This is a genomic window from Streptomyces sp. NBC_01235, assembly GCF_035989285.1.
Taxonomy (GTDB): Bacteria; Actinomycetota; Actinomycetes; order Streptomycetales; family Streptomycetaceae; genus Streptomyces.
This window is the reverse complement of sequence record NZ_CP108513.1, coordinates 4,705,828-4,726,394: the sequence shown is the minus strand read 5'-3', so window position 1 is coordinate 4,726,394 and position 20,567 is coordinate 4,705,828. Positions and strand designations below refer to the sequence as shown.

Sequence of the window (20,567 nt, the reverse complement as noted above, 5' to 3'; positions counted from 1 at the left end):
CAAGGAACCGGATGCCTCTGATGCTGGGGGACGGAACCGGCTCCCCCTCGTCAGAGCGTGTCGGTGCGTATGGCTGCCAGGAGGTGGGTGAGGGGGGCGGGGGTGATGGTGAGGACGGTGGCGGGGTCGTCGGATTCGCGGAGGTGGAGGGTGGTGGGGGTGGAGGCGAGTTCTACGCAGGAGTCGCCGTCGCCGGGGCCTGAGTAGGACGACTTCTGCCAGTTGTCGGGGGTGGTCATGGGACGCCTCACAGCTCCTTGGCCAGCTGGTGGATGAAGTCGCGGGACCGCTCGGCCTCAAGCGACACGGCCTCCACTTTACGGAAGAGCGTTCGAAAGGCCCCGAGTTGGGCTTCGGAGTCGATGAAGGCTGCGCCTTGGGGGCCATCGCGTACGACGGTGTCCAGCTTTGGCACGGGACCTCCCGCATATGTCATGGCACTCGCGGCACCGGCGAATCCCTGCAACTCGAGCGGGATGACGCGCAGGGTGACGTGCGCTGCTTCGGAGAGTTCGAGGAGGTGCCCGAGTTGGGCCCGTGAGGCGGAGCGGTCGCCGACCATGATGCGCAGTGCTGCCTCGTGAATGACCGCCTCGTAGGAGACCGGAGCAGGGCCTTCGAGCATCACCTTGCGTCGCGTGCGGTGCTGGACACGCAACTCCAGTTCGTCGGCAGGAAGTTCCGGAATCCGATAGGCGAAGACCGCGCGAGCGTAGTCCGCTGTCTGGAGCGGGCCGGGAACGAACAGGAACTGGACCTCGCGCAGGAAAGTGGCATGGTGCTCCAGTTCCGCGAGGTCGAGGAACGGCGTGGGTAGCAGTCCTCGATATGCCTCCCACCAGCCGCGTGTCCGGTCTGTCGCCCAGGCGACGAGTCCGTCGATGAGTGCCTCGTCGGTACACACGTACTGGGCTGCCATGCGGCGCAGCCGTTTCTCGCTCACGCCCGTGAGGCCGGCTTCGATCTGGCTCATCTGTGAGCCGCTGACCCCGAGAAGTGCCGCCGCTTCCCGAGAGGCCAGTCCCGCTGTCTCCCGGAGCCTGCGCAATTCGGTCGCCAGGCGCATCTGACGTGCCGTTGGGTCCTGCCGCAATGCCATCGCGTGCCCCTCTCAACGCGCCTGGGAGCGCGACTCGTTCGGGGTCAGATTACGCGCTCCGCTTGTGAAACTTAAAAAGTTAGGTCTACTGTCAGTGACGCGACATCAACGCTACGGAAGCGCACCGCCGCGTCCTGCCGTGACGGCTGCGGCAATGCCACCGTGCGCTCGATCACCCATCCCCCACCCGGAGTTGACGCATGTCCGATCCCTGGGAGTACTCCCTCTACATCCCGCAAGACCCCCGCGCCGTCACCGTGTGCCGCCGCGCCCTCCGCCTGATCCTCACCCTGCACGGCCTCATCCACCTCGTGGACACGGCGGAGCTGCTCGCCTCGGAGCTGGTCTCCAACGCCGTACGGCACACCAAGGGCCCCGCCTGTCTGCGTCTGCGCTTCCGGGACGGTGTCCTGCAGATCGGCGCGTGGGACGCGGACCCCGAACCGCCCGAGCCACCCTGTCGGTTGGAGGAGCTCGGCGATGCCGAGAGCGGCCGGGGGATGGCGTTGATGCGGGCCTGCTCGGATCTCTGGCACTGGCAGCCGCTGTCACGGATGGGGCATCGGGGCAAGCTCGTATGGTGTGAACTGAAGGCGGCGTAGGCGCACGACACTCACCCCGCGCCCGCTCGCCACAGCTGGTCCCCCTCCTCGTCGAGCGGGTTGAGTGACACACCGCCGCTCACGTCCGCCGTCAGCGCCGTTTCCATGGCGATCCCCGGGCGTATCGTCCCGTCGCCGTCCACGGTGAACCGCAGGTTCACCCCGTGATCGCCTTCCACCGAGGCGCACTCCCACACCCCCACGCCTTTGTCCACGGACCCCCTGCTGTCCAGACAGAAGTCCTGGTCGGCGTACGACTGGAGCACCCCGCGCCCCGCGTCCGCCCGCCACCGCTGGCTGGGCGAGGCGGAACACGGGACCGTCACCACGTCCGTGCCGTTGGTGAAGTCGCCCGCCACCTCCAGGCAGAGCCCGTTGGCCACGTTCACGACCTGGGCGTACGTCCCGCCGGGTGCGCGCGTCGGTGAAGGCGTGGGCCTCGGCTTCGGCGGGGCGCTCGTGCGGGAGGGGGACGGGCTCGGCGTCCGGGAGGGCGAGCGGGAGGCAGAGGGAGAGGCGGGTGGCGCGGAGATCGTCGCCGTCGCTGTCACCGTGACCGGGGGAACCGTCGACGGGCCGGTGACGACCGCGCTCGCCGAGTCCTGCGAATCCCCCGAGTCGCCCGAGGTCACCAGCAGGGCCACCGCCAGTGGCACCACCGCCACCCCCAAGGCCGCCGAGGCCAGCGCCACCCGCCGCGACGGTCGGCTCGCGGCCGTCGGGCGCCGGCCCTCGGACGGCTGGCGGTCGTCCCGCACGTACGCCGACCCGCCCCATGGCAGCAGACCCTCCGCCAGCGCTCCGCGAGGATCGTCACGCAGCGCGCGCTGCTCCTCGTACGCGGTCGCGCAGTGCCGGCAGTGCGCCCGGTGGGCCTCCAGGTCGGGGCTGTGGCGCGCGCCCTGCGGACGTACGGACTCCTCGATCAGCCGGCGGAAGTCGCCGCACCGCGGATCGTCCGAGGCGGCGAGGCGAAGCCGCAGGGAGGTCTGGGCGAGGGAGAGCAGGGCGGGGGCGATCCCGTACGTAACGTCCTGCGCCGTCAGGCCGAGCAGCAGGGCCGTCCGGTCGGTCGCCTCGCGCTCCGCCACGCCGTACCAGAGCAGGCCCTGCGCGCGGGGCGGGAGGGACTGGAACGCGGCGAGCAGGGGTGGGACCGGGCCGCCCGAGGCCGTCGCGGTGTTGAGGACGAGGAGCAGGCCCGTGTCCAGGCCGCCGGCCCGGTCGTCCCGAGCCCAGTCGGCCGCTGCCTGCCCTGCGAGCAGCAGGAGCCGGTGTCGCCACGGGCCGCCGGGATCGTTGCCGCGCGCCGTCTCCCGCGCGGCAAGCGCGAACGCCTCTGCCGCGAGCCGCCGCGCCGCCGCTTCGCTCGTCGTGCACAGGCGGGCGTAGGTCAGAACGGACGGCTGGTGGCGGGCGCGCAGCTCGCGCAGCGCCGGGTAGGCGGTGGCGGGGGCCGCGCGCAGCAGGTCCGTGAGGTGTGCGTCGGAACCGCCGGAGTCACCTGTGCTCAGGCCGTTTCCGTCGGCACGGGCCATGCGGGGTCGCCTCCTCGCCTCCACGCCGAACACTCCGGCTGCTTCCGTTGCTGACGTGCTGGTCAGTCTGGGGTGGAGGCGACCTTAGTGGCGGGAGGTGTCGCGTGGGGAGGTTTCCGGGGGTAACCGAAGAGGCGGTCCGGGGGCCGGGCCGTCGTCCCCGTCCGTCGCCCCCGCCCGCATGCCGACGTCCGCGCCCGGGCGATCGTTCGGCAACTGATCGCCTGGACGCGGACGGCACCGGTGTCCAGTGGACACCGGTAAAAAGTGGTGCTGCCTTCGGTCCGCGGCCCGCGGGCCTACTCCTCGACCGTCAGCCCCTTGCGCAGCCGCACCAGGGTGCGCGACAGCAGTCGCGACACGTGCATCTGCGAGATGCCGAGCTCTTCGCCGATCTCCGACTGGGTCAGGCCGGCGACGAATCGGAGGGAGAGGATCTGCCGGTCGCGGGGCGGGAGTTCGGCGATCAGCGGCTTCAACGACTCGACGTACTCGATGCCTTCGAGTCCGTGGTCCTCGTAGCCGATGCGGTCGGCGAGGGCGCCTTCCGCGTCGTCCTCCTCCGGCTGCGCGTCCAGCGACGAGGCGGTGTACGCGTTCGACGCGGCCATGCCCTCGACGACCTCGTCGTTGGAGATGCCGAGCCGCTCGGCCAGCTCCCCCACGGTGGGCGCCCGGTCGAGCTTCTGGGCCAGTTCGTCGCCCGCCTTGGCCAGGTCGAGCCGGAGCTCCTGGAGCCGGCGCGGGACGCGCACCGACCACGAGGTGTCGCGGAAGAAGCGCTTGATCTCGCCGATGATGGTTGGCATCGCGAAAGTCGGGAACTCGACGCCCCGCGAGAGCTCGAAGCGGTCGATCGCCTTGATCAGGCCGATGGTGCCGACCTGGATGATGTCCTCCATCGGCTCACTGCGCGAGCGGAAGCGGGAGGCGGCGAACTTGACCAGCGCGAGGTTCAGTTCGACGAGGGTGTTGCGGACGTACGAGTATTCGTGCGTGCCCTCCTCGAGGGATTCGAGCCGCGCGAACAGGGTCTTGGACAGGGCCCGTGCGTCGACGGGGCCCACCTCGTCGTACGGGGGGATCTCCGGAAGTCCGGCGAGGGCGTCGGTGGGGTCGACGTCCAGCGCCGTGTCCTGGGCGATGGGTTCCAGATGTTCTTGTTCCGGAGGGGGTGTCGACGTCGCTCCGCGGGTAGGCGGTGCGTCGAGCCGGGGTGACATGGTGTCCTCCATCGTTCTCGGCGTATGGCTGCCGAAGCCAGTGAGCGCACTACGGTGTGCGGCGCCTCCAAAGCCGGCCGTGTCGGTTACGTGTTCCTACTAGCCCTACCCGCTTTACTCGACCAACCGCAAGTGTCTTTTGTTGAGTTATGTCCGTTTGTGGGTGATTGTTCAGGTGTTGAGGTGAGGGTGGAAGGCGTAGGGTTCGAGGGCGTCAGCAAGCAGTTCACGACCCCAGGAGAAGAGACGGCATGGACCGCGGGACGGTCGGTAGCGCACAGTCTGGCCGGCTTCTGGTCGAGGTGCGGGAAGAGGGTTCCAGCGCCGTTGTGACCCCGGCGGGTGAGTTGGATCACCACACCGCCGATTTGTTGCGTGAGCCACTCGAGGACTGCCTCGCCAGGGGGCGCAGCCGCCTGGTGGTGGACTGCACCCGCCTGGAGTTCTGTGACTCCACCGGGCTGAACGTGCTGCTCGGAGCCCGTTTGAAGGCGGAGGCGGCCGGTGGCGGAGTCCATCTGGCGGGGATGCTGCCCGTGGTGGCGCGGGTCTTCGAGATCACCGGCGCGGACGCGGTGTTCACCGTGCACGCCACGGTCGAGGCGGCCCTGGCCGACGACGGCTGAACTTCGCCGTCCGCCGGGGAACAGGTGTGATCGGGCGGGAACAGGGGGTGTTCCCCCGGTCCCCCCGGGCAGGAGACACCCTGGGCCCTGAACATGTCGGCGGCAAGGTCGACGAGAACGCCGTCGGCCTACGTACTACCTACGTACAGACTTTGTAGAGATCCCACTCTTGAATTGTGAACCGGTTAATCGGGGAATCGGTGAGGTGAAGCGCTGATGAGCACCACCCGGCCATGCTCGCCGGGCGACCACGGCCCGGAGCCAAGCGGCGCTTCCGGGTCGTCCGAAGGGGGAGCGGCGGCCGAGGCGTCCGGTTCGTCCGGAGTGCCGGGCGGCCGTCAGGTACGCCGGCTGAGCTTCGACGGCGCCAGCGGGGTCGTCCCGCTCGCCCGTGACTTCGCCCGTCAGGCGCTGTACGCGTGGGGCTGGCTGCCGGCCGCCTCCGCCGACCGGCGGGCCGCCGCGGAGGACGTGCTGCTCGTCGTCTCCGAGCTGGTCACCAATGCGTGTCTGCACGCCGAGGGACCGGACCGGATGGTCCTCGGCTGCGACAACAAGGTGATCCGCGTCGAGGTCTCCGACCGCGGCACGGGCCAGCCGGCCCCGCGTACCCCGCACCGCGCGGGCCGCCCCGGCGGACACGGCATGTTCATCGTCCAGCGCCTCTGCCTGGACTGGGGCGTCGTGCGGGCCCCGGGTGTCGCGGGCAAGACGGTCTGGGCGGAACTGGGCGCCCCGGCGTAATTCGTTTTGCCGGCCGGGCCCGGCTCCCTACGCTCGTGCGCAACGCGATGACGGAGACGAGTAGCCCGGGTTCCGCGAGCCGAGAGAGCCGCCACCAGGTGTGAAGGCGGCCTCGTGCCCCAGGGTGAATCCCCTCCCGAGTGCGGGGAGGCAATGCCCCGCCGGCCGGCCCCCGTCACCGGGCCAGAACGAGACCGTCGTACGGCTGGGCCGGCGGCGGTGAAGGCGTGGTGGCACCGCGAGCACCCTCTCGCCCACGCCCCGAGGGACCCACCCCGGGGCGGTGCGTGCCGCTCCGGCAGAACCGGACGGAGCGCGCACCATGCTCGACGTCACCCTCATCAGACAGCACCCCGACCACGTCCGCGAGGCCCTGCGCAAGCGGGGCGCGGACGCCGACCTCCCCGCCTTCCTCGCCCTGGACGCCGACTTCCGCGAGACCCGCACCGAGGTGGAGCGGCTGCGCGGCGAACGCAGGCGCCTCTCGGCGGCGATCGCCGCCCGCCGCGCCACCGACCAGGCCACCGGACGGACAACCGACCAGGCCATCGACCAGGCCGCCGGACAGACCACCGATCAGGCCGCCGGACAGACCACCGATCAGGCCGCCGGACAGACCACCGATCAGGCCGCCGGACAGGTCACCGACCAGGCCGCCGACCAGGTCACCGACCAGGCCGCCGGACAGACCACCGATCAGGCCACCGGACAGGTCACCGACCAGGCCGCCGACCAGGCCGCCGACCAGGCCGCCGACCAGGCCGCCGGACAGGTCACCGACCAGGTCACCGACCAGGCCGCCGGACAGGCCGCCGGACAGGCCGCCGGACAGGTCACCGACCAGGCCATCGACCAGGCCGCCGGACAGACCACCGATCAGGCCGCCGGACAGGTCACCGACCAGGTCACCGACCAGGCCGCCGGACAGGCCGCCGGACAGGCCGCCGGACAGGTCACCGACCAGGCCGCCGGACAGGCCATCGACCAGGCCGCCGACCAGGTCACCGGACGGACGGCCGCCCTCCGGGCGCGGGCCCAGGACCTCGCCGCCCGCCTCACCGCCGCCGAAGCCGGCCTCGCCCGACTCGCCGCCCGGCACCAGGACTTCCTCGACGCCCTCCCCAACCTCCCCGACGACGACGTCCCCGCCGGCGGCAAGGAGAGCAACCAGGTCGTCCGGACCGTCGGCACCCCGCCCGACTTCGCGGCCTTCCCGGAGGTCAGGGACCATGTCCGGCTCGCCCGGGAGCTGGGCCTCGTGGACTACGAGCGGGGCGCGCGGCTCGCCGGGAGCGGCAACTGGGTCTACCGGGGAGCGGGCGCCGCCCTGGAGTGGGCGCTGCTCAACCACTTCCTCGACACGCACCGCCGGGCCGGTTACGAGTTCGTGCTGCCGCCGCATCAGCTCACCTACGAAGCCGGGTACACGGCGGGCCAGTTCCCCAAGTTCGCCGACGAGGTGTACGTCACCGAACGCGGCGCGGACGGCCGTCCCGAGCGCTTCCTGCTGCCCACCGCCGAGACCGCCCTGGTCTCGCTGCACCGCGGCGAGACCCTCGCCGAGCGCGATCTGCCGCTCAAGTACGTCGCCTACACGCCCTGTTACCGCAAGGAGGCCGGCGGCTACCGCACGGCCGAGCGCGGGACGCTGCGCGGCCACCAGTTCAACAAGGTCGAGCTGGTGCAGTACGTCCGGCCCGAGGACTCGGAGGCCGCACAGCTCGAACTCCTCGCCCGCGCGGAGGAGTTGGTGGCCGGCCTCGGGCTCCACCACCGTGTCGTCGAACTCGCCGCCGGGGACACCAGCCCGGCCCAGGCGAAGACGTACGACGTCGAGGTCTGGCTGCCGAGCCTCGGGGCCTACGCGGAGGTCAGCTCGGTGTCGAACGCCCGCGCCTACCAGGCCCGGCGCGGCGGCATCAGGTACCGCCCGGCCGACGGCGGGAAGTCGAGGTACGTGCACACCCTCAACGCCTCGGGCCTGGCCACCAGCCGCCTGCTCCCGGCCCTCCTGGAACAGCACCAGCGCCCCGACGGGACGGTCGTCGTCCCCGAAGTGCTGCGCCGCTGGGGGGCTCCGGACGTCCTCGAGACCCACTGAATCCGCGCGCCGGATCCCCACAACTCCGGCGCGCACCTTCTCTTCCCTCCTCATCGCCCCGGGCGTACCTTGACGGCTCAATCTGATGCCTCGTCAGTAAGGGCGGGGCGGTGGGAGTGAGGGGACGGGACCGTGTCGAACCGGAAGCGAACCGCCGCGCTCGCGACTGCCGCGGCCCTGGCCGGCTCGGCGGTGTGGATGGCCGCCCCGGTGGCCGTGGCCGAGGTCGTGAACGTCAACTACACCTGCGATACGCCCATCGGCGTGAAGAGCGCCGTATCGCCCATCGACATCAAGGGTGTCAAGAGCGGCAGCGGCTACAAGATCACCATGTCCTGGCAGAAGGGCGTCTCCTCGAGCCCCATCGAACTCGGCGCGGGCTCGATGAAGCCGAGCGCCACGATCAAGCTGGGCGGCGTCGACGGGGGCACCCTGTACGTCACCGGATCCGCCAACCAGGCCGCGATCCCCGAGAACACCCCCATCAAGATCAGCGACCTGAGCGGCACGTACACCCCGAAGAAGACCGGCAAGGTCACCTTCACGGCCGGCGTGCTCACCATCAAGGCGATGGGCACGACCACCACGTGCACGCCCGGCAACAGCCCCGGGCCCTCCCTCACCCTCGACGTGACGGCGCCGGGCGGCGGCGCGACGAGCGACGGCGGATCCGACGACTCCGGCGACAGCGGCGGCCAGCTCCCGCAGACCGGCCCCGAGGACTCCGCGATCGCCCTCGGCACCCTCGGCGGCACGGTGCTGCTCGCGGGCGCGGCGGGCGCCCTGTGGCTGACCCGGCGAGGCCGGACGGCACACGCCCGCCGCTGACCCCCCACGTACGAGTGCTGGAGCCGCCGATGCCGTACGCCGCCGCCCGAGCCCTGCTGCTGACCCTGCCGCTGCTGCTCGCCGCCACCCCGGCCGCCACGCCGGGCAGTTGGTCGGTCGCGCCCTCCGGCGGGGGACGGCCGTCCTTCTACGCGGAGGGTGTGCCCGGGGCGGTGCTTCAGGAAACGGTCTCCGTGACCAACCGGGGCGCGGAGCCGCTCACCGTTCGGCTGCGCGCCACCGGCGCCGGTCTGCGGGTCGCCTTCGCCGACGCGGCCCCCGGCATCCCCGCCCGCACCCGCGCCGAGGTGCCGTTCACGGTGACGGTCCCGGCGGACGCGCGGCCCGGCGACCGCGTCGGCGAGATCGTCGTACGGGACTCCACCGGCCGGGAGGCCGGCGTCCGGCTGCTGATCCGGGTCGGCGGACCCGAACTGGCCGCGCTGACCGTCGAGCATGTGGCCGTGCGCGGCGACCGCATCACGTACGAGCTGGTCAACCGGGGCACCACGGCCCTCGTCCCACGGCTCGCCGTCCACGCGGACGGCGTCCTCGGCGCCGTCCTGGACCGCCCCGCGCGCACCCTGCCCGTCCAGCTGCCCCCGGGCCGGCGCCTCGCCCTCGACGAACCGTGGCCCGGCCGGCCGGCCCTGGACGCCGTCACCGTCCGCCTGACGGTCACCGCGCCCGGCGCGGCGCGGGCCACCGGGAGGGCGTCCGCGCGGTTCGTGCCGTGGGGCGCGGCGGCGGGCGCGGCGGCCGGCGCGCTGTCGGTCGCGGCGGCCGCCGTGCTCGTACGACGACGGAAGTCCGTCCGGGGGGAGTGCTGAGGTGAGAGGCAAGCTGCGGATCACGGCGCTGGTGTCGGCCCTGCTTCTGCTTCTGCTTCTGCTGCCCCTGGCCGGCACCGCCGTGGCGGCCGACGGGCCGACCGTCACCCTCTCCGAGTCCCAGGCGGGGACCGGCGGTTCGATCACCGTCAGCGGCAGCGGCTGGCGATCGCGCACGCTGCTGATGCTGCTGGTGTGCGGGCAGGCGACACCGGCCCGGGGCGTGGTCGGCGGCACCAACTCCTGCGCCAACGCCGACGGCCGCGCCGTCACCACGGGCGCCGACGGCCGCTTCAGCCGGACCCTGCCGGTGGCCGAGCCGCCGGTGCCCTGCCCCTGCGTGGTGCACGTGGCCACCGCGACCGGCACGAAGGCGCAGGCCGACGCGGTGTTCCAGGTGGCCGGGCACCCGGTCCGACCACTGCCCGCCGAGACGACCGGCGGACGACTCTCCGTGCTCACCGACACCCGGCTCGACGGCTCCGGCTCCCTGCTGACCTGGTTCGGGGCGCCGCCCGCCCGCACGCTGGTCTTCACCGTCGGCAACGTCGGCACCGCGCCCGTCGAGAACCCCGTGTTCCAGGTCGGCACCGCGCACGGGGTGTTCGCCCCGCAGTGGGACGAGCGGGCGTGGCGCGGCACGCTCGACCCCGGCGAGAAGGCCCGCGTCGAACTGCCCGTCGAACTCACCGCCGGCGCCCACGGCGACTACACGGTCTCCCTGAAGTACGGCGGGAAGGTCCTCGCCGAGCAGCCGTGGGGCGTGGGCCGCCCCTGGGGCGTGACCCTGTTCTGGATCCTGCTCTGCGTGGTGGTGCCGGCGGCGGTGTTCCGCGTCGGAATGGCGGTGGTGGACCGGGTACGACCGCGCCACGCGGCCCGGCGCCCCGCACGCACCCGATGGCCGTCGCGCATCCGATGGCATGCGACCAGGACGACGGGCCCGGCCCCGGAACCCGCGCCGTCCCCCTCGACCGCGACCCTGCCGTGGTTCACCCCGGACTCCGGTCCGGACCCGGCGGGCCGGCTCTCCGCACCGCACGAAGACCGACGGACGAGTCCCACGACTCCCACGAGTCCCACGACTCCCACGAGTCCTACGACTCCCACGATTCCCGGAGGGAAGGGAACGAGTTGAGCGAGAGAGCCGTACCACCACCAGACCGTGCGCCCGCGCGGAAGCGAGCGGCGGCGGCCGGCGTCGCCGTCATGCTCACCGGGGCTGCCGTCCTGCTGGGCGTGACCGCCGGGCAGGCGCAGGCCGCCGAGGTGTCCTACGCCACCAAGTGCATTCCGCCGTCCGGCATCGGACTGCCCGACGTCACCGGCACCACCAAGGTCGACATCACCGCACCGGCCACGGCGAAGGTCGGCGACACCGTCGACATCGTCTGGAACTTCACCCAGGCCGCGTCCAAGAACCCCGACATCATCGACCTGCCCGCGAACTCGGTCCAGCCGTCCGGCACCCTCAAGGCGGCCGGCGCGCAGACCGCGGACATCGCGATGCAGGGGTTGCGCGAGAACCCGGCGATCCCCAAGGGCAGCCCGATGAAGCTGTCCGCCATGAAGGGCACGCTGAAACTGACGGCGGCGGGGCAGGTGACGCTGACGCCGGACGCGTACGTCGTCAACGCGTTGGGGACGGACACCAAGTGCGCGCCGACGGAGACCGTCCAGCCGGCCGCGACGATCACGGTGACGGCGGGGGAGGGGAGTTCGAGCTCGGCTTCGTCCTCGTCCTCGCCGAGTACGTCTGCCGACCCCTCGCAGAGCCAGAGCCAGTCACCGTCGTCGAGCGCGTCCACCACCCCCAGCACCTCTCCGTCGGCTTCCGCGACCGGCGGTGACGGGCAGACCGACTTCACCGGCAAGGTCGTCGACATCCCCTACAGCTGCGCCTCGCCCATCGGGCAGAAGAAGGCGACCTCGCCGATCCAGATCAACGCCAAGAAGAACGGCGGGAGTTACGACCTCACCGTGCAGTTCAAGAAGTCGGTGATGGACAGCCCGATCGACATCCCGGCCGGCAAGGTGAAGCCGACCATGCAGGTCGTGCTCGGCGGCTCGGACTCGGGCACGGTGAAGGTCGAGGGGCCGCTGAACTCCTCGGCGATTCCGCAGAACTCCCCGATCGAGATCCCGGACCTCAAGGGCACCTACAAGCCCGGCGCGACCGGCGAGTCCACGCTCTCCCCGGGCGTCCTGGTGATCGAGGCCATGGGCACGACCACCACGTGCACCCCGGACAGCACGGCCGTCTCCCTCACCCTGAACACCGAGGAACAGGCGAGCGGCGCGTCCGGCGGCAGCGGCTCGTCCTCGGGCGGCAGTACGTCGACCAGCGGCGGCCTCGCGGAAACGGGCGCCGGCGACCACGGCACCCTGAAGGCCCTGGGCCTGGTGGCGGGCACTGCGATCCTGCTGGGCGGGGCGGTCTTCACGTTCATGCCGGGACGGCGGCGCCTGCGGTAGGTCCGTGACGGTTGCCGTGGGCCGTTCACGGCTTGCCGATGTCCACCGCCCACACTCCTGCCAAAGGTGTCCCCAAAATGCCCGGAGGGCCACCGCATCGGGTGATGCGGTGGCCCTCCGGCCGGGCCGGTGGCCGGACGTCAGTGGACGTCGCCCATCAGCGACCTCACCTTCCGGCGGTACATCCACACCGCCGCACCGGCGATGACGGCGAGCACGGCCTCCAGGGCCACGATGCCCGTCTTGTTGAGGTCGACGCCTGCGATGGACAGCAGGCCGGTCGTGGCGTCACCGGCGGTGACGGCCAGGAACCAGACGCCCATCATCTGCGAGGCGTACTTCGCGGGAGCCATCTTCGTGGTGACCGACAGGCCGACCGGGGAGACGGTCAGCTCACCGACGGTCTGGACGAAGTAGATCGCCGCCAGCCACAGCGCGGCCGCCTTGTGACCGCCCTCGGCGATCGACAGCGGGGCCAGGAAGAGGAAGAAGGACGCACCGATCAGCACCAGACCCATCGCGAACTTCGTCGCGGTGCTCGGCTCCTTGCCGCGCCGGGCCAGCGCCAGCCAGGCCCAGGCGAACAGCGGGGCCAGGGCCATGATCATGACCGGGTTGACCGACTGGTACCAGGAGACCGGGAACTCCCAGCCGAAGACGGTGTTGTCCGCCGAGGAATCGGCGAACAGGGACACCGTGGAGCCGCCCTGGTCGTAGATCATCCAGAACACGGCCGCGGCGACGAAGAACCAGATGTACGCGGTCAGCTTGGACTGCTCGGCGCGGTCCAGTTCCTTGTCCCGCTTCATGCGGGCGATGACGACGACCGGGATGACCAGGCCGGCGACGGTGATCGGGACCAGCAGCCAGTTCAGCGTGTAGACGCCCGAGACGCCGACGACGGCGTAGAAGACGATCGCGACGGCGGCCCAGAGCGCGGCCTTCCGCAGCGTGGCCGCCTTCTCCTGCGCGGACAGCGGGGTGGGGACCACGTCCGAGCGGGAGCTGAGGTGGCGGCTGCCGAGCAGGAACTGGGCGAGGCCCAGCGCCATGCCGAGCGCGGCGAGCGCGAAGCCCAGGTGCCAGTTGACGTTCTCACCGATGGTGCCGATCACCAGCGGTGCGGCGAACGCGCCCATGTTGATGCCGATGTAGAAGAGCGTGAAGCCACCGTCACGGCGCGGGTCGTCGGGGCCGTCGTAGAGGTGGCCGACCATCGTCGAGATGTTGGCCTTGAGCAGGCCGGAACCGATGGCGACCAGACCGAGGCCCGCGTAGAAGGTGCCGGCGTTCGGCAGCGCGAGGGTGAGGTGGCCGAGCATGATGATCGCGCCGGCGACGGCGACCGTCTTGCGGGGGCCGAGCACGCGGTCCGCGAACCAGCCGCCGGGCAGGGCGAGCAGGTACACGAGGGACAGGTAGACCGAGTAGATCGCGGTCGCGGTCGCCGCGCTGAGGTGCAGGCCGCCGGGAGCGACCAGGTACAGCGGGAGCAGGGCCCTCATGCCGTAGTAGGAGAAGCGCTCCCACATCTCGGTCATGAAGAGGGTGGCCAGTCCGCGGGGGTGGCCGAAGAAGGTTTTCCCGGAGCCGGGGGTGCCCGGGCGGGCCGAGTCCTTCGTCAGGCTGGACGCCATGTCGTTCCTTGCTGCTCGGGACGCGCTGCACGTCGGCGGTGCGCGCCCGGTGGGGGGCGGCCGGCACCGGCGGACGCGTCGTCCACCCCTACGCCCGGGGGCATGCCGCTCCGGGTCTCGGAGCGGCGGACGGCGACCACCGGGGTCCACGCCCCTCGAGTCGGGGGCCCGGCCACAGGTCATTCGCCAGGCCGGCGCGAACCGGCCCGCACACAAAAGAGACCCTCAGCGTCAAGCCGACCGCCAAAGGTCCCTGCGTACTACAGGCGTTCTTTCACCATACGACAGGACAACGCCAGATATGGAAGGACTTGAGACACGGATCACAGGTGATCAAGCAACCATGAACGGTGATTCGAAGGTCTGTACCACGATGCCATCCCTCGACTGCAGGTCCGTACCAAGATCACCGGTGCGGCGGCCGCCGCCCGGCACCCCGCCTGTCCGGCATGTCCGTAGGTAAGAAACAGCGTGGGCGATCACACTTCGACGCCTGCCCCGCGCGGACTACCATCAGCTCATGACCCGTGTACTGCTCGCCGAGGACGACGCGTCCATCTCGGAGCCCCTGGCCCGCGCCCTGCGCCGGGAAGGGTACGAGGTCGAGGTGCGTGAGGACGGCCCCACCGCGCTCGACGCCGGAATGCAGGGCGGCGTCGACCTGGTCGTGCTGGACCTCGGGCTGCCCGGCATGGACGGTCTGGAGGTGGCCCGCCGGCTGCGCTCCGAGGGCCACGCCATTCCGATCCTCATCCTGACCGCGCGCGCCGACGAGGTGGACACCGTCGTCGGTCTGGACGCGGGCGCCGACGACTACGTCACCAAGCCCTTTCGACTGGCCGAGCTCCTCGCCCGCGTCCGGGCCCTGCTGCGGCGCGGCGCCGCCGAACCGCAGCAGCCGCCCGCCACCCACGGCGTGCGCATCGACGTCGAGTCGCACCGCGCCTGGATGGGCGACGAGGAACTCCAGCTGACCGCCAAGGAGTTCGACCTCCTTCGGGTCCTCGTCCGGGACGCCGGCCGGGTCGTCACCCGCGACCAGCTGATGCGCGAGGTCTGGGACACCACGTGGTGGTCGTCGACCAAGACACTGGACATGCACATCTCCTGGCTGCGCAAGAAGCTCGGCGACGACGCGGCGAACCCCCGCTACATCGCCACGGTGCGCGGAGTGGGCTTCCGCTTCGAGAAGAGTTGAGCCGGCTCCGTCCAACAGGTCCAGCAGGTCCAACAGGTCCAACAGGTTCCATCATTTCAACCCCTTCCAGCGGGTTCTAGCGGGTTGCAGAGGACATGCGCCGTCGACTGATCCAGTCCACCCTCGCCGTCGTGCTCGTCGTCATCGCCGTCTTCGGGGTGTCCCTCGTCATCGTCGAGACCCGCACCATCAGCAACAGCGCCCAGGAGCGGGTGGACTCCGAGGCGCTGCGGCTGGCCAGCATCGTGGACAGCCGGCTGGTGGGCTCGGAGAACATCACCGCCGAGATACTGCGCGACCAGGTCACGCAGGACCGTTACGCCGAGATCCGCATCCCCGGCCGGCCGGCCATCGAGGTCGGCAACAAGCCCCAGGGTGACGTCATCAGGTCGACGGCCGACGGCGAGGAGGGCGAGACCGTCCTGGTCCAGGAGCCGCGCTCCACGGTCACCCGGGAGGTCGGCCGGACCCTGCTGATCATCGCCCTGGTGGCGCTGCTCGCGGTGATCGCGGCGGTGCTGCTGGCCATCCGCCAGGCCAACCGCCTCGCCTCCCCGCTGACCGACCTCGCCGAGACGGCCGAACGCCTGGGCTCGGGCGACCCCCGCCCCCGCCACAAGCGGTACGGCGTCCCCGAGCTCGACCGGGTCGCCGACGTCCTCGACTCCTCCGCGGAACGCATCGCCCGCATGCTCACCGCCGAACGCCGACTGGCGGCGGACGCCTCCCACCAGCTGCGCACCCCCCTGACCGCCCTCTCCATGCGCTTGGAGGAGATCACCCTCACCGATGACCCGGACACGGTGAAGGAGGAGGCGACGATCGCGTTGACGCAGGTGGAGCGCCTGACGGACGTCGTGGAGCGCCTGCTGACCAACGCCCGGGACCCGCGCACCGGCTCGGCGGTCACCTTCGACCTCGACGAGGTCATCCAGCAGCAGCTCGCCGAGTGGCGTCCCGCCTACCGCGGGGTGGGCCGGGCCATCGTCAGCTCCGGCAAACGCCATCTGCGGGCGGTGGGCACGCCCGGCGCGGTCGCCCAGGTGCTGGCCGCCCTGATCGAGAACTCCCTCATGCACGGCGGCGGCACGGTGGCCCTGCGCACCCGCGTCACCGGCAACCAGGCCGTGGTCGAGGTGACGGACGAGGGCCCCGGTGTCCCCGCCGACCTGGGCGCCCGCATCTTCGAGCGCACGATCAGCGGCCGCAACTCCACGGGCATCGGCCTGGCCGTCGCCCGCGACCTCGCGGAGGCCGACGGCGGCCGCCTGGAGATGCTGCAGGCCCAGCCCCCGGTCTTCGGCCTGTTCCTGTCCCGTACGGCCCCCCAGAAACGGACGACGCCGGACGAGGAGCCGACCGTCAGGTAGAGCCGTCCCGGCCCGTCGGGGCCCGCTCCGGGGAGTTCGATGAGGACGAGGCCCTTCAGGGCCGCGTGGCCGTCGGCTGCGGCGCCGGCTTCCTGGACTGCTCCGCCACCGCGAGGAACGACTCCGCGCTGGCCACCGCCTCCTTCGCGGGCAGCGTCCGGAACACCCACGTCCGGTAGGACCAGAACCGGAACAGCGTCGCGATCCCGATCCCGACGAACTTGGACACGTTGTTCTGCAGCGGGCTGTCCCACCCGAACCCGTACGTCGCCGCGAACAGCAACCCGTTCTCGATCACCAGGCCCACCGCGCTGAACAGCAGGAACAGCGTCAGTTCCTTCGTACGCCCGCTCTTGTCGCGGTCACGGTAGGTGAAGTAGCGGAACCCGACGTAGTTGAAGACGATGGACACGACGGTCGCTATGACGCTCGCCCGCACCACCTGGAGGTCGGTGAGATGCCGGACGAGGTTGAACACACCGAGGTTGACCAGCACCCCGGCACCGCCCACGGCTCCGAACTTCGCGAGCTCACGGACGAGCCTCTTCAGCCCCGAGGAACCATGCGCCATGGTCGTACAGGCCCCCGTCCGGGTTCGGTTTCGTCAACCCAGCCATGCTAACCACCACTCTTGTCGGTTTCCTGTGGTACGGCTCACGAGCCGGTGACCAGCGGGGAAGAAGCCGGGAAACAGCGGGTATGAGGCCGGAAAGGTGCGGGTAAGAGGCGCGGGATTCGGCCGCGGTGGCGTGGCCGATACCCTGGGGTGGTGACGTTCCCGGTAGTCGGCATGGTCGGCGGGGGCCAGCTCGCTCGTATGACACACGAGGCAGGCATCCCGCTCGGCATCAGGTTCAAGCTCCTCAGTGACACCCCACAGGATTCCGCGGCGCAGGTCGTGAGCGATGTCGTCGTCGGCGACTACCGCGATCTCGACACGCTGCGTGAGTTCGCGCGCGGGTGCGATGTGATCACTTTCGATCACGAACATGTCCCCACCGAGCACCTCAGGGCTTTGGAGGCGGACGGCATTCCCGTCCGCCCGGGCCCCGACGCGCTGGTGCACGCCCAGGACAAGGGGGTGATGCGCGCGGAGCTCGACGCGATCGGCGTCCCGTGCCCGAGGCACAGGATCGTGACCGACCCGGCGGACGTCGCCGCGTTCGCCGCCGAGGGCGACGGCTTCCCGGTGGTCCTGAAGACCGTCCGGGGCGGCTACGACGGCAAGGGCGTGTGGGTCGTCGACAGCGTGGCGGAGGCCGAGGACCCCTTCCGCGCGGGCGTGCCCGTCCTGGCGGAGGAGAAGGTCGACTACGTCCGCGAGCTCGCCGCCAACGTCGTGCGCTCCCCGCACGGCCAGGCGGTCGCGTACCCGGTGGTCGAGTCGCAGCAGGTGGGCGGCGTCTGCGACACCGTCATAGCCCCGGCCCCCGGCCTGGACGAGGCCCTCGCCCTGCGCGCCGAGGAGCTGGCCCTGCGTATCGCCAAGGAACTGGACGTGGTCGGCCACCTCGCGGTCGAGCTCTTCCAGACCCGCGACGGCCGCATCCTCGTCAACGAGCTGGCGATGCGCCCCCACAACTCGGGCCACTGGACGCAGGACGGCGCGATCACGAGCCAGTTCGCCAACCATGTCCGGGCGGTCCTGGACCTCCCGCTGGGCGACCCGCGCCCGCGGGCGAAGTGGACGGTCATGGTCAACGTCCTCGGCGGCGACTACCCGGACATGTACTCCGCGTACCTGCACTGCATGGCCCGCGACCCCCAGCTGAAGATCCACATGTACGGCAAGGACGTGAAGCCCGGCCGCAAGGTCGGCCACGTCAACACCTACGGCGACGACCTGGACGACGTGCTGGAGCGCGCCCGTCACGCTGCCGGCTACCTCAAGGGAACGATCACCGAATGAGCCCTGTCGTAGGCATTGTCATGGGGTCGGACTCCGACTGGCCCGTCATGGAGGCCGCCGCCCAGGCCCTCGACGAGTTCGAGATCGACTACGAGGTCGACGTCGTCTCCGCCCACCGCATGCCGCGCGAGATGATCGCGTACGGCGAGCAGGCGCACGGGCGCGGGCTCAAGGTGATCATCGCGGGCGCCGGCGGCGCGGCCCACCTTCCCGGCATGCTCGCCTCCGTGACCCCGCTGCCCGTCATCGGCGTCCCCGTGCCCCTGAAGTACCTGGACGGCATGGACAGCCTGCTGTCGATCGTGCAGATGCCGGCCGGTGTCCCCGTCGCCACGGTCTCGGTCGGCGGCGCCCGCAACGCGGGACTGCTCGCCGCCCGCATCCTCGCCACCCAGGACGAGGAGCTGCTCGCCCGCATGCGGGAGTTCCAGCAGGAGCTCAACGACCAGGCCACCGAGAAGGGCAAGCGCCTGCGTGCCAAGGTCGAGGGCTCGAACGGCTTCGGCTTCGGGAAGTGACGGCGAAGTGACGGAGCCGACCTCCCTGGACGCCGCCCGCGAACTCCTGCGCGAGTTCCCGGTCGTCGACGGCCACAACGACCTGCCCTGGGCGCTGCGCGAACAGGTCCGCTACGACCTCGACGCCCGCGACATCGCCACGCCCCAGCACGCCCACCTGCACACGGACATCCCCCGGCTGCGCGCGGGCGGCGTCGGCGCGCAGTACTGGTCTGTGTACGTGCGCTCGGACCTGCCCGACGCGGTCCCGGCGACACTGGAGCAGATCGACTGCGTACGGCAGCTGCTCGCCCGCCACCCGGCCGACCTGCGCGCCGCGCTCACCGCCGCCGACATGGAGGCGGCGCGCGCGGAGGGCCGTATCGCCTCGCTCATGGGCGCCGAGGGCGGCCACTCCATCGCCAACTCGCTCGGCACCCTGCGCGGTCTGTACGCGCTCGGGGTGCGCTACATGACGCTCACCCACAACGACAACGTGGACTGGGCGGACTCCGCGACCGACGAGCCCGGGGTCGGCGGCCTGTCGGCCTTCGGCCGTGAGGTCGTGCGCGAGATGAACCGCGAGGGCATGCTGGTCGACCTCTCGCACGTGGCGGCGACGACGATGCGCGACGCGCTGGACACCTCGACCGCCCCGGTGATCTTCTCGCACTCCTCCTCCCGGGCCGTCTGCGATCACCCCCGCAACATCCCGGACGACGTCCTGGAACGCCTGCCGGCCAACGGCGGCATGGCGATGGTGACGTTCGTGCCGAAGTTCGTTCTCCAGGCGGCGGTCGACTGGACGGCCGCGGCCGACGACAACATGCGCGCCCACGGCTTCCACCACCTGGCCACCACCCCCGAGGCGATGAAGGTCCACCGGGCCTTCGAGGAGACGAACCCCCGCCCGATCGCCACCGTCGCCACGGTCGCCGACCACCTCGACCACATGCGCGAGGCCGCCGGCATCGACCACCTCGGCATCGGCGGCGACTACGACGGCACGGCCTTCACCCCCGACGGCCTGGACGACGTCTCCGGCTATCCCAACCTGATCGCGGAACTCCTCGACCGCGGCTGGTCCAAGCCGGACCTCGCCAAGCTGACCTGGCAGAACGCGGTGCGCGTCCTGGGCGCGGCGGAGGACGTCGCCCGCGACCTCCGGACGACACGCGCGCCCTCCAACGCGACGATCGGGTCGCTGGACGGCTGAGGAGGAGCTCGGCGGTACCGGATACTCGTACCGATGCGGTGCGGTATTTCGGTACCGTCCAGCGTGTCGTCGAAGGGGTGGTTCGCGATGACCATAAGCGCCAGTGAAGCCCGTCGGGACTTGTTCCCCCTCATCAAGCGCGTCAACCAAGACCACACGCCGGTGCGCATCAGCTCCAAGGGCGGTGACGCCGTGCTGATGTCCGCGGACGACTACGAATCCTGGCAGGAGACCGTCCACCTGCTGCGTTCCCCTGCGAACGCGCGGCGCCTCATGGAAGCCGTCGCCCGGGACGAGGCGGGTGCGGTGACGGTCGGCAAGTCCATCGAGGAACTGCGGGACCTGGCGGGGGACGAGTGAGGAGCGTCCACTTCGACCCGGCCGTCTGGGAGGACTTCCTGTTCCGGCTCGGTCCGGACCGCAGGACGGCTCGTCGGATCACCGAGCTGATCGGCGAGATCCAGCGCGATCCGTTCACAGGTATCGGCAAGCCCGAGCCGCTCAAGGGTGACCTGTCCGGCTACTGGTCCCGTCGGATCGATGACGAGCACCGGCTGGTTTTCCGGGCGGACGACAAGGAACTCAAGATCCTCAAGGCCCGTTACCACTGCCACGACTGAGGGCGCGTGCTCTGGGGTACTCCGAACGCCCCGCCCATCAGGAAGCGCACCTCC

At 71.1% G+C, this 20,567-nt stretch carries 21 protein-coding genes; 15 read left to right on the top strand and 6 right to left on the bottom strand.

The genetic code is table 11. From position 1 onward, the window contains the following. Positions 1-50: 50 nt before the first annotated feature. Positions 51-239 (bottom strand): DUF397 domain-containing protein, encoded by a 189-nt coding sequence (locus OG289_RS20830; RefSeq protein ID WP_327315534.1) that lies wholly within the window; start codon positions 237-239, stop codon positions 51-53. A gap of 8 nt (positions 240-247) precedes the next feature. Beyond that, a complete protein-coding gene (locus OG289_RS20825; protein ID WP_327315533.1) occupies positions 248-1,099 on the bottom strand; it encodes a helix-turn-helix domain-containing protein in 852 nt (283 codons plus the stop codon). A 200-nt stretch (positions 1,100-1,299) separates the two neighbouring features. On the opposite strand from OG289_RS20825, the gene OG289_RS20820 reads away from it, so the two are divergent. Further along, positions 1,300-1,701, top strand: coding sequence for an ATP-binding protein (locus tag OG289_RS20820; RefSeq protein ID WP_327315532.1), 402 nt, complete (start codon positions 1,300-1,302; stop codon positions 1,699-1,701). 11 nt (positions 1,702-1,712) lie between these two features. Here OG289_RS20820 and OG289_RS20815 read toward each other — a convergent pair whose 3' ends face one another. Continuing rightward, positions 1,713-3,239 (bottom strand): RICIN domain-containing protein, encoded by a 1,527-nt coding sequence (locus tag OG289_RS20815; RefSeq protein ID WP_327315531.1) that lies wholly within the window; start codon positions 3,237-3,239, stop codon positions 1,713-1,715. A gap of 299 nt (positions 3,240-3,538) precedes the next feature. Continuing rightward, complete coding sequence (locus OG289_RS20810; protein ID WP_327320755.1) at positions 3,539-4,462, bottom strand: RNA polymerase sigma factor SigF; 924 nt, start codon at positions 4,460-4,462, stop codon at positions 3,539-3,541. 251 nt (positions 4,463-4,713) lie between these two features. Between OG289_RS20810 and OG289_RS20805 the strand changes: the two genes are divergently transcribed. The 7 genes from OG289_RS20805 to OG289_RS20775 all read left to right on the top strand — a co-directional run bounded on the left by OG289_RS20805 (position 4,714) and on the right by OG289_RS20775 (position 12,066). Further along, positions 4,714-5,088 carry an STAS domain-containing protein gene (locus OG289_RS20805; RefSeq protein WP_327315530.1) on the top strand — a complete coding sequence of 125 codons (375 nt, stop codon included), beginning with the start codon at positions 4,714-4,716 and terminating at the stop codon, positions 5,086-5,088. Between the two features lie 216 nt (positions 5,089-5,304). Further along, positions 5,305-5,832: an ATP-binding protein gene (locus OG289_RS20800; RefSeq protein WP_327315529.1), complete on the top strand. Its 528-nt coding sequence runs from the start codon at positions 5,305-5,307 to the stop codon at positions 5,830-5,832. 322 nt (positions 5,833-6,154) lie between these two features. Next, positions 6,155-7,933 (top strand): serine--tRNA ligase, encoded by a 1,779-nt coding sequence (gene serS / locus OG289_RS20795; RefSeq protein WP_327315528.1) that lies wholly within the window; start codon positions 6,155-6,157, stop codon positions 7,931-7,933. Positions 7,934-8,065: 132 nt separating this feature from the next. Further along, a complete protein-coding gene (locus OG289_RS20790) occupies positions 8,066-8,761 on the top strand; it encodes an LPXTG cell wall anchor domain-containing protein (protein WP_327315527.1) in 696 nt (231 codons plus the stop codon). A gap of 29 nt (positions 8,762-8,790) precedes the next feature. Continuing rightward, positions 8,791-9,591: a COG1470 family protein gene (locus OG289_RS20785; RefSeq protein WP_327315526.1), complete on the top strand. Its 801-nt coding sequence runs from the start codon at positions 8,791-8,793 to the stop codon at positions 9,589-9,591. 1 nt (position 9,592) lies between these two features. Continuing rightward, a complete protein-coding gene (locus OG289_RS20780; protein WP_327315525.1) occupies positions 9,593-10,729 on the top strand; it encodes a hypothetical protein in 1,137 nt (378 codons plus the stop codon). Between the two features lie 71 nt (positions 10,730-10,800). Beyond that, entirely contained in the window at positions 10,801-12,066 is a 1,266-nt protein-coding gene (locus OG289_RS20775; RefSeq protein WP_327320754.1) for a hypothetical protein, read from the top strand. A 140-nt stretch (positions 12,067-12,206) separates the two neighbouring features. On the opposite strand, the gene OG289_RS20770 is transcribed toward OG289_RS20775, so the two are convergent. After that, complete coding sequence (locus OG289_RS20770) at positions 12,207-13,703, bottom strand: oligopeptide:H+ symporter (protein WP_327315524.1); 1,497 nt, start codon at positions 13,701-13,703, stop codon at positions 12,207-12,209. Between the two features lie 520 nt (positions 13,704-14,223). Here OG289_RS20770 and OG289_RS20765 point away from each other — a divergent pair. Then, on the top strand, positions 14,224-14,901 hold the full coding sequence (locus OG289_RS20765; protein ID WP_327315523.1) for a response regulator transcription factor: 678 nt from the start codon (positions 14,224-14,226) through the stop codon (positions 14,899-14,901). 95 nt (positions 14,902-14,996) lie between these two features. Then, positions 14,997-16,271 carry an ATP-binding protein gene (locus OG289_RS20760; protein WP_327315522.1) on the top strand — a complete coding sequence of 425 codons (1,275 nt, stop codon included), beginning with the start codon at positions 14,997-14,999 and terminating at the stop codon, positions 16,269-16,271. A 55-nt stretch (positions 16,272-16,326) separates the two neighbouring features. Here OG289_RS20760 and OG289_RS20755 read toward each other — a convergent pair whose 3' ends face one another. After that, complete coding sequence (locus OG289_RS20755) at positions 16,327-16,842, bottom strand: GtrA family protein (RefSeq protein ID WP_327315521.1); 516 nt, start codon at positions 16,840-16,842, stop codon at positions 16,327-16,329. A gap of 198 nt (positions 16,843-17,040) precedes the next feature. Here OG289_RS20755 and OG289_RS20750 point away from each other — a divergent pair, with 198 nt between their 5' ends. The 5 genes from OG289_RS20750 to OG289_RS20730 all read left to right on the top strand — a co-directional run bounded on the left by OG289_RS20750 (position 17,041) and on the right by OG289_RS20730 (position 20,513). After that, entirely contained in the window at positions 17,041-18,180 is a 1,140-nt protein-coding gene (locus tag OG289_RS20750) for a 5-(carboxyamino)imidazole ribonucleotide synthase (RefSeq protein ID WP_327315520.1), read from the top strand. Further along, the gene (gene purE, locus OG289_RS20745) at positions 18,177-18,698 is read left to right on the top strand and encodes a 5-(carboxyamino)imidazole ribonucleotide mutase (protein WP_327315519.1); all 522 of its coding nucleotides are present in this window, start codon (positions 18,177-18,179) and stop codon (positions 18,696-18,698) included. The genes OG289_RS20750 and purE overlap by 4 nt, the downstream gene beginning before the upstream one ends. 7 nt (positions 18,699-18,705) lie before the next feature. Further along, positions 18,706-19,893, top strand: coding sequence for a dipeptidase (locus OG289_RS20740; protein ID WP_327315518.1), 1,188 nt, complete (start codon positions 18,706-18,708; stop codon positions 19,891-19,893). A gap of 87 nt (positions 19,894-19,980) precedes the next feature. Continuing rightward, a complete protein-coding gene (locus tag OG289_RS20735; RefSeq protein ID WP_327315517.1) occupies positions 19,981-20,253 on the top strand; it encodes a type II toxin-antitoxin system Phd/YefM family antitoxin in 273 nt (90 codons plus the stop codon). Beyond that, complete coding sequence (locus OG289_RS20730) at positions 20,250-20,513, top strand: Txe/YoeB family addiction module toxin (protein WP_327315516.1); 264 nt, start codon at positions 20,250-20,252, stop codon at positions 20,511-20,513. The genes OG289_RS20735 and OG289_RS20730 overlap by 4 nt, the downstream gene beginning before the upstream one ends. The last annotated feature ends 54 nt before the right edge of the window (positions 20,514-20,567 follow it).

Bases quoted from the DNA above. Each gene is read 5' to 3' on its own strand.
- OG289_RS20805 (WP_327315530.1), top strand. From the start codon at position 4,714: ATGGACCGCGGGACGGTCGGTAGCGCACAGTCTGGCCGGCTTCTGGTC.
- OG289_RS20770 (WP_327315524.1), bottom strand. From the start codon at position 13,703: ATGGCGTCCAGCCTGACGAAGGACTCGGCCCGCCCGGGCACCCCCGGC.
- OG289_RS20825 (WP_327315533.1), bottom strand. From the start codon at position 1,099: ATGGCATTGCGGCAGGACCCAACGGCACGTCAGATGCGCCTGGCGACC.
- OG289_RS20755 (WP_327315521.1), bottom strand. From the start codon at position 16,842: ATGGCGCATGGTTCCTCGGGGCTGAAGAGGCTCGTCCGTGAGCTCGCG.
- OG289_RS20820 (WP_327315532.1), top strand. From the start codon at position 1,300: ATGTCCGATCCCTGGGAGTACTCCCTCTACATCCCGCAAGACCCCCGC.
- OG289_RS20800 (WP_327315529.1), top strand. From the start codon at position 5,305: ATGAGCACCACCCGGCCATGCTCGCCGGGCGACCACGGCCCGGAGCCA.
- OG289_RS20830 (WP_327315534.1), bottom strand. From the start codon at position 239: ATGACCACCCCCGACAACTGGCAGAAGTCGTCCTACTCAGGCCCCGGC.
- purE (WP_327315519.1), top strand. From the start codon at position 18,177: ATGAGCCCTGTCGTAGGCATTGTCATGGGGTCGGACTCCGACTGGCCC.
- OG289_RS20760 (WP_327315522.1), top strand. From the start codon at position 14,997: ATGCGCCGTCGACTGATCCAGTCCACCCTCGCCGTCGTGCTCGTCGTC.
- OG289_RS20815 (WP_327315531.1), bottom strand. From the start codon at position 3,239: ATGGCCCGTGCCGACGGAAACGGCCTGAGCACAGGTGACTCCGGCGGT.
- OG289_RS20775 (WP_327320754.1), top strand. From the start codon at position 10,801: ATGCTCACCGGGGCTGCCGTCCTGCTGGGCGTGACCGCCGGGCAGGCG.
- OG289_RS20735 (WP_327315517.1), top strand. From the start codon at position 19,981: ATGACCATAAGCGCCAGTGAAGCCCGTCGGGACTTGTTCCCCCTCATC.
- OG289_RS20765 (WP_327315523.1), top strand. From the start codon at position 14,224: ATGACCCGTGTACTGCTCGCCGAGGACGACGCGTCCATCTCGGAGCCC.
- OG289_RS20810 (WP_327320755.1), bottom strand. From the start codon at position 4,462: ATGTCACCCCGGCTCGACGCACCGCCTACCCGCGGAGCGACGTCGACA.
- OG289_RS20785 (WP_327315526.1), top strand. From the start codon at position 8,791: ATGCCGTACGCCGCCGCCCGAGCCCTGCTGCTGACCCTGCCGCTGCTG.
- serS (WP_327315528.1), top strand. From the start codon at position 6,155: ATGCTCGACGTCACCCTCATCAGACAGCACCCCGACCACGTCCGCGAG.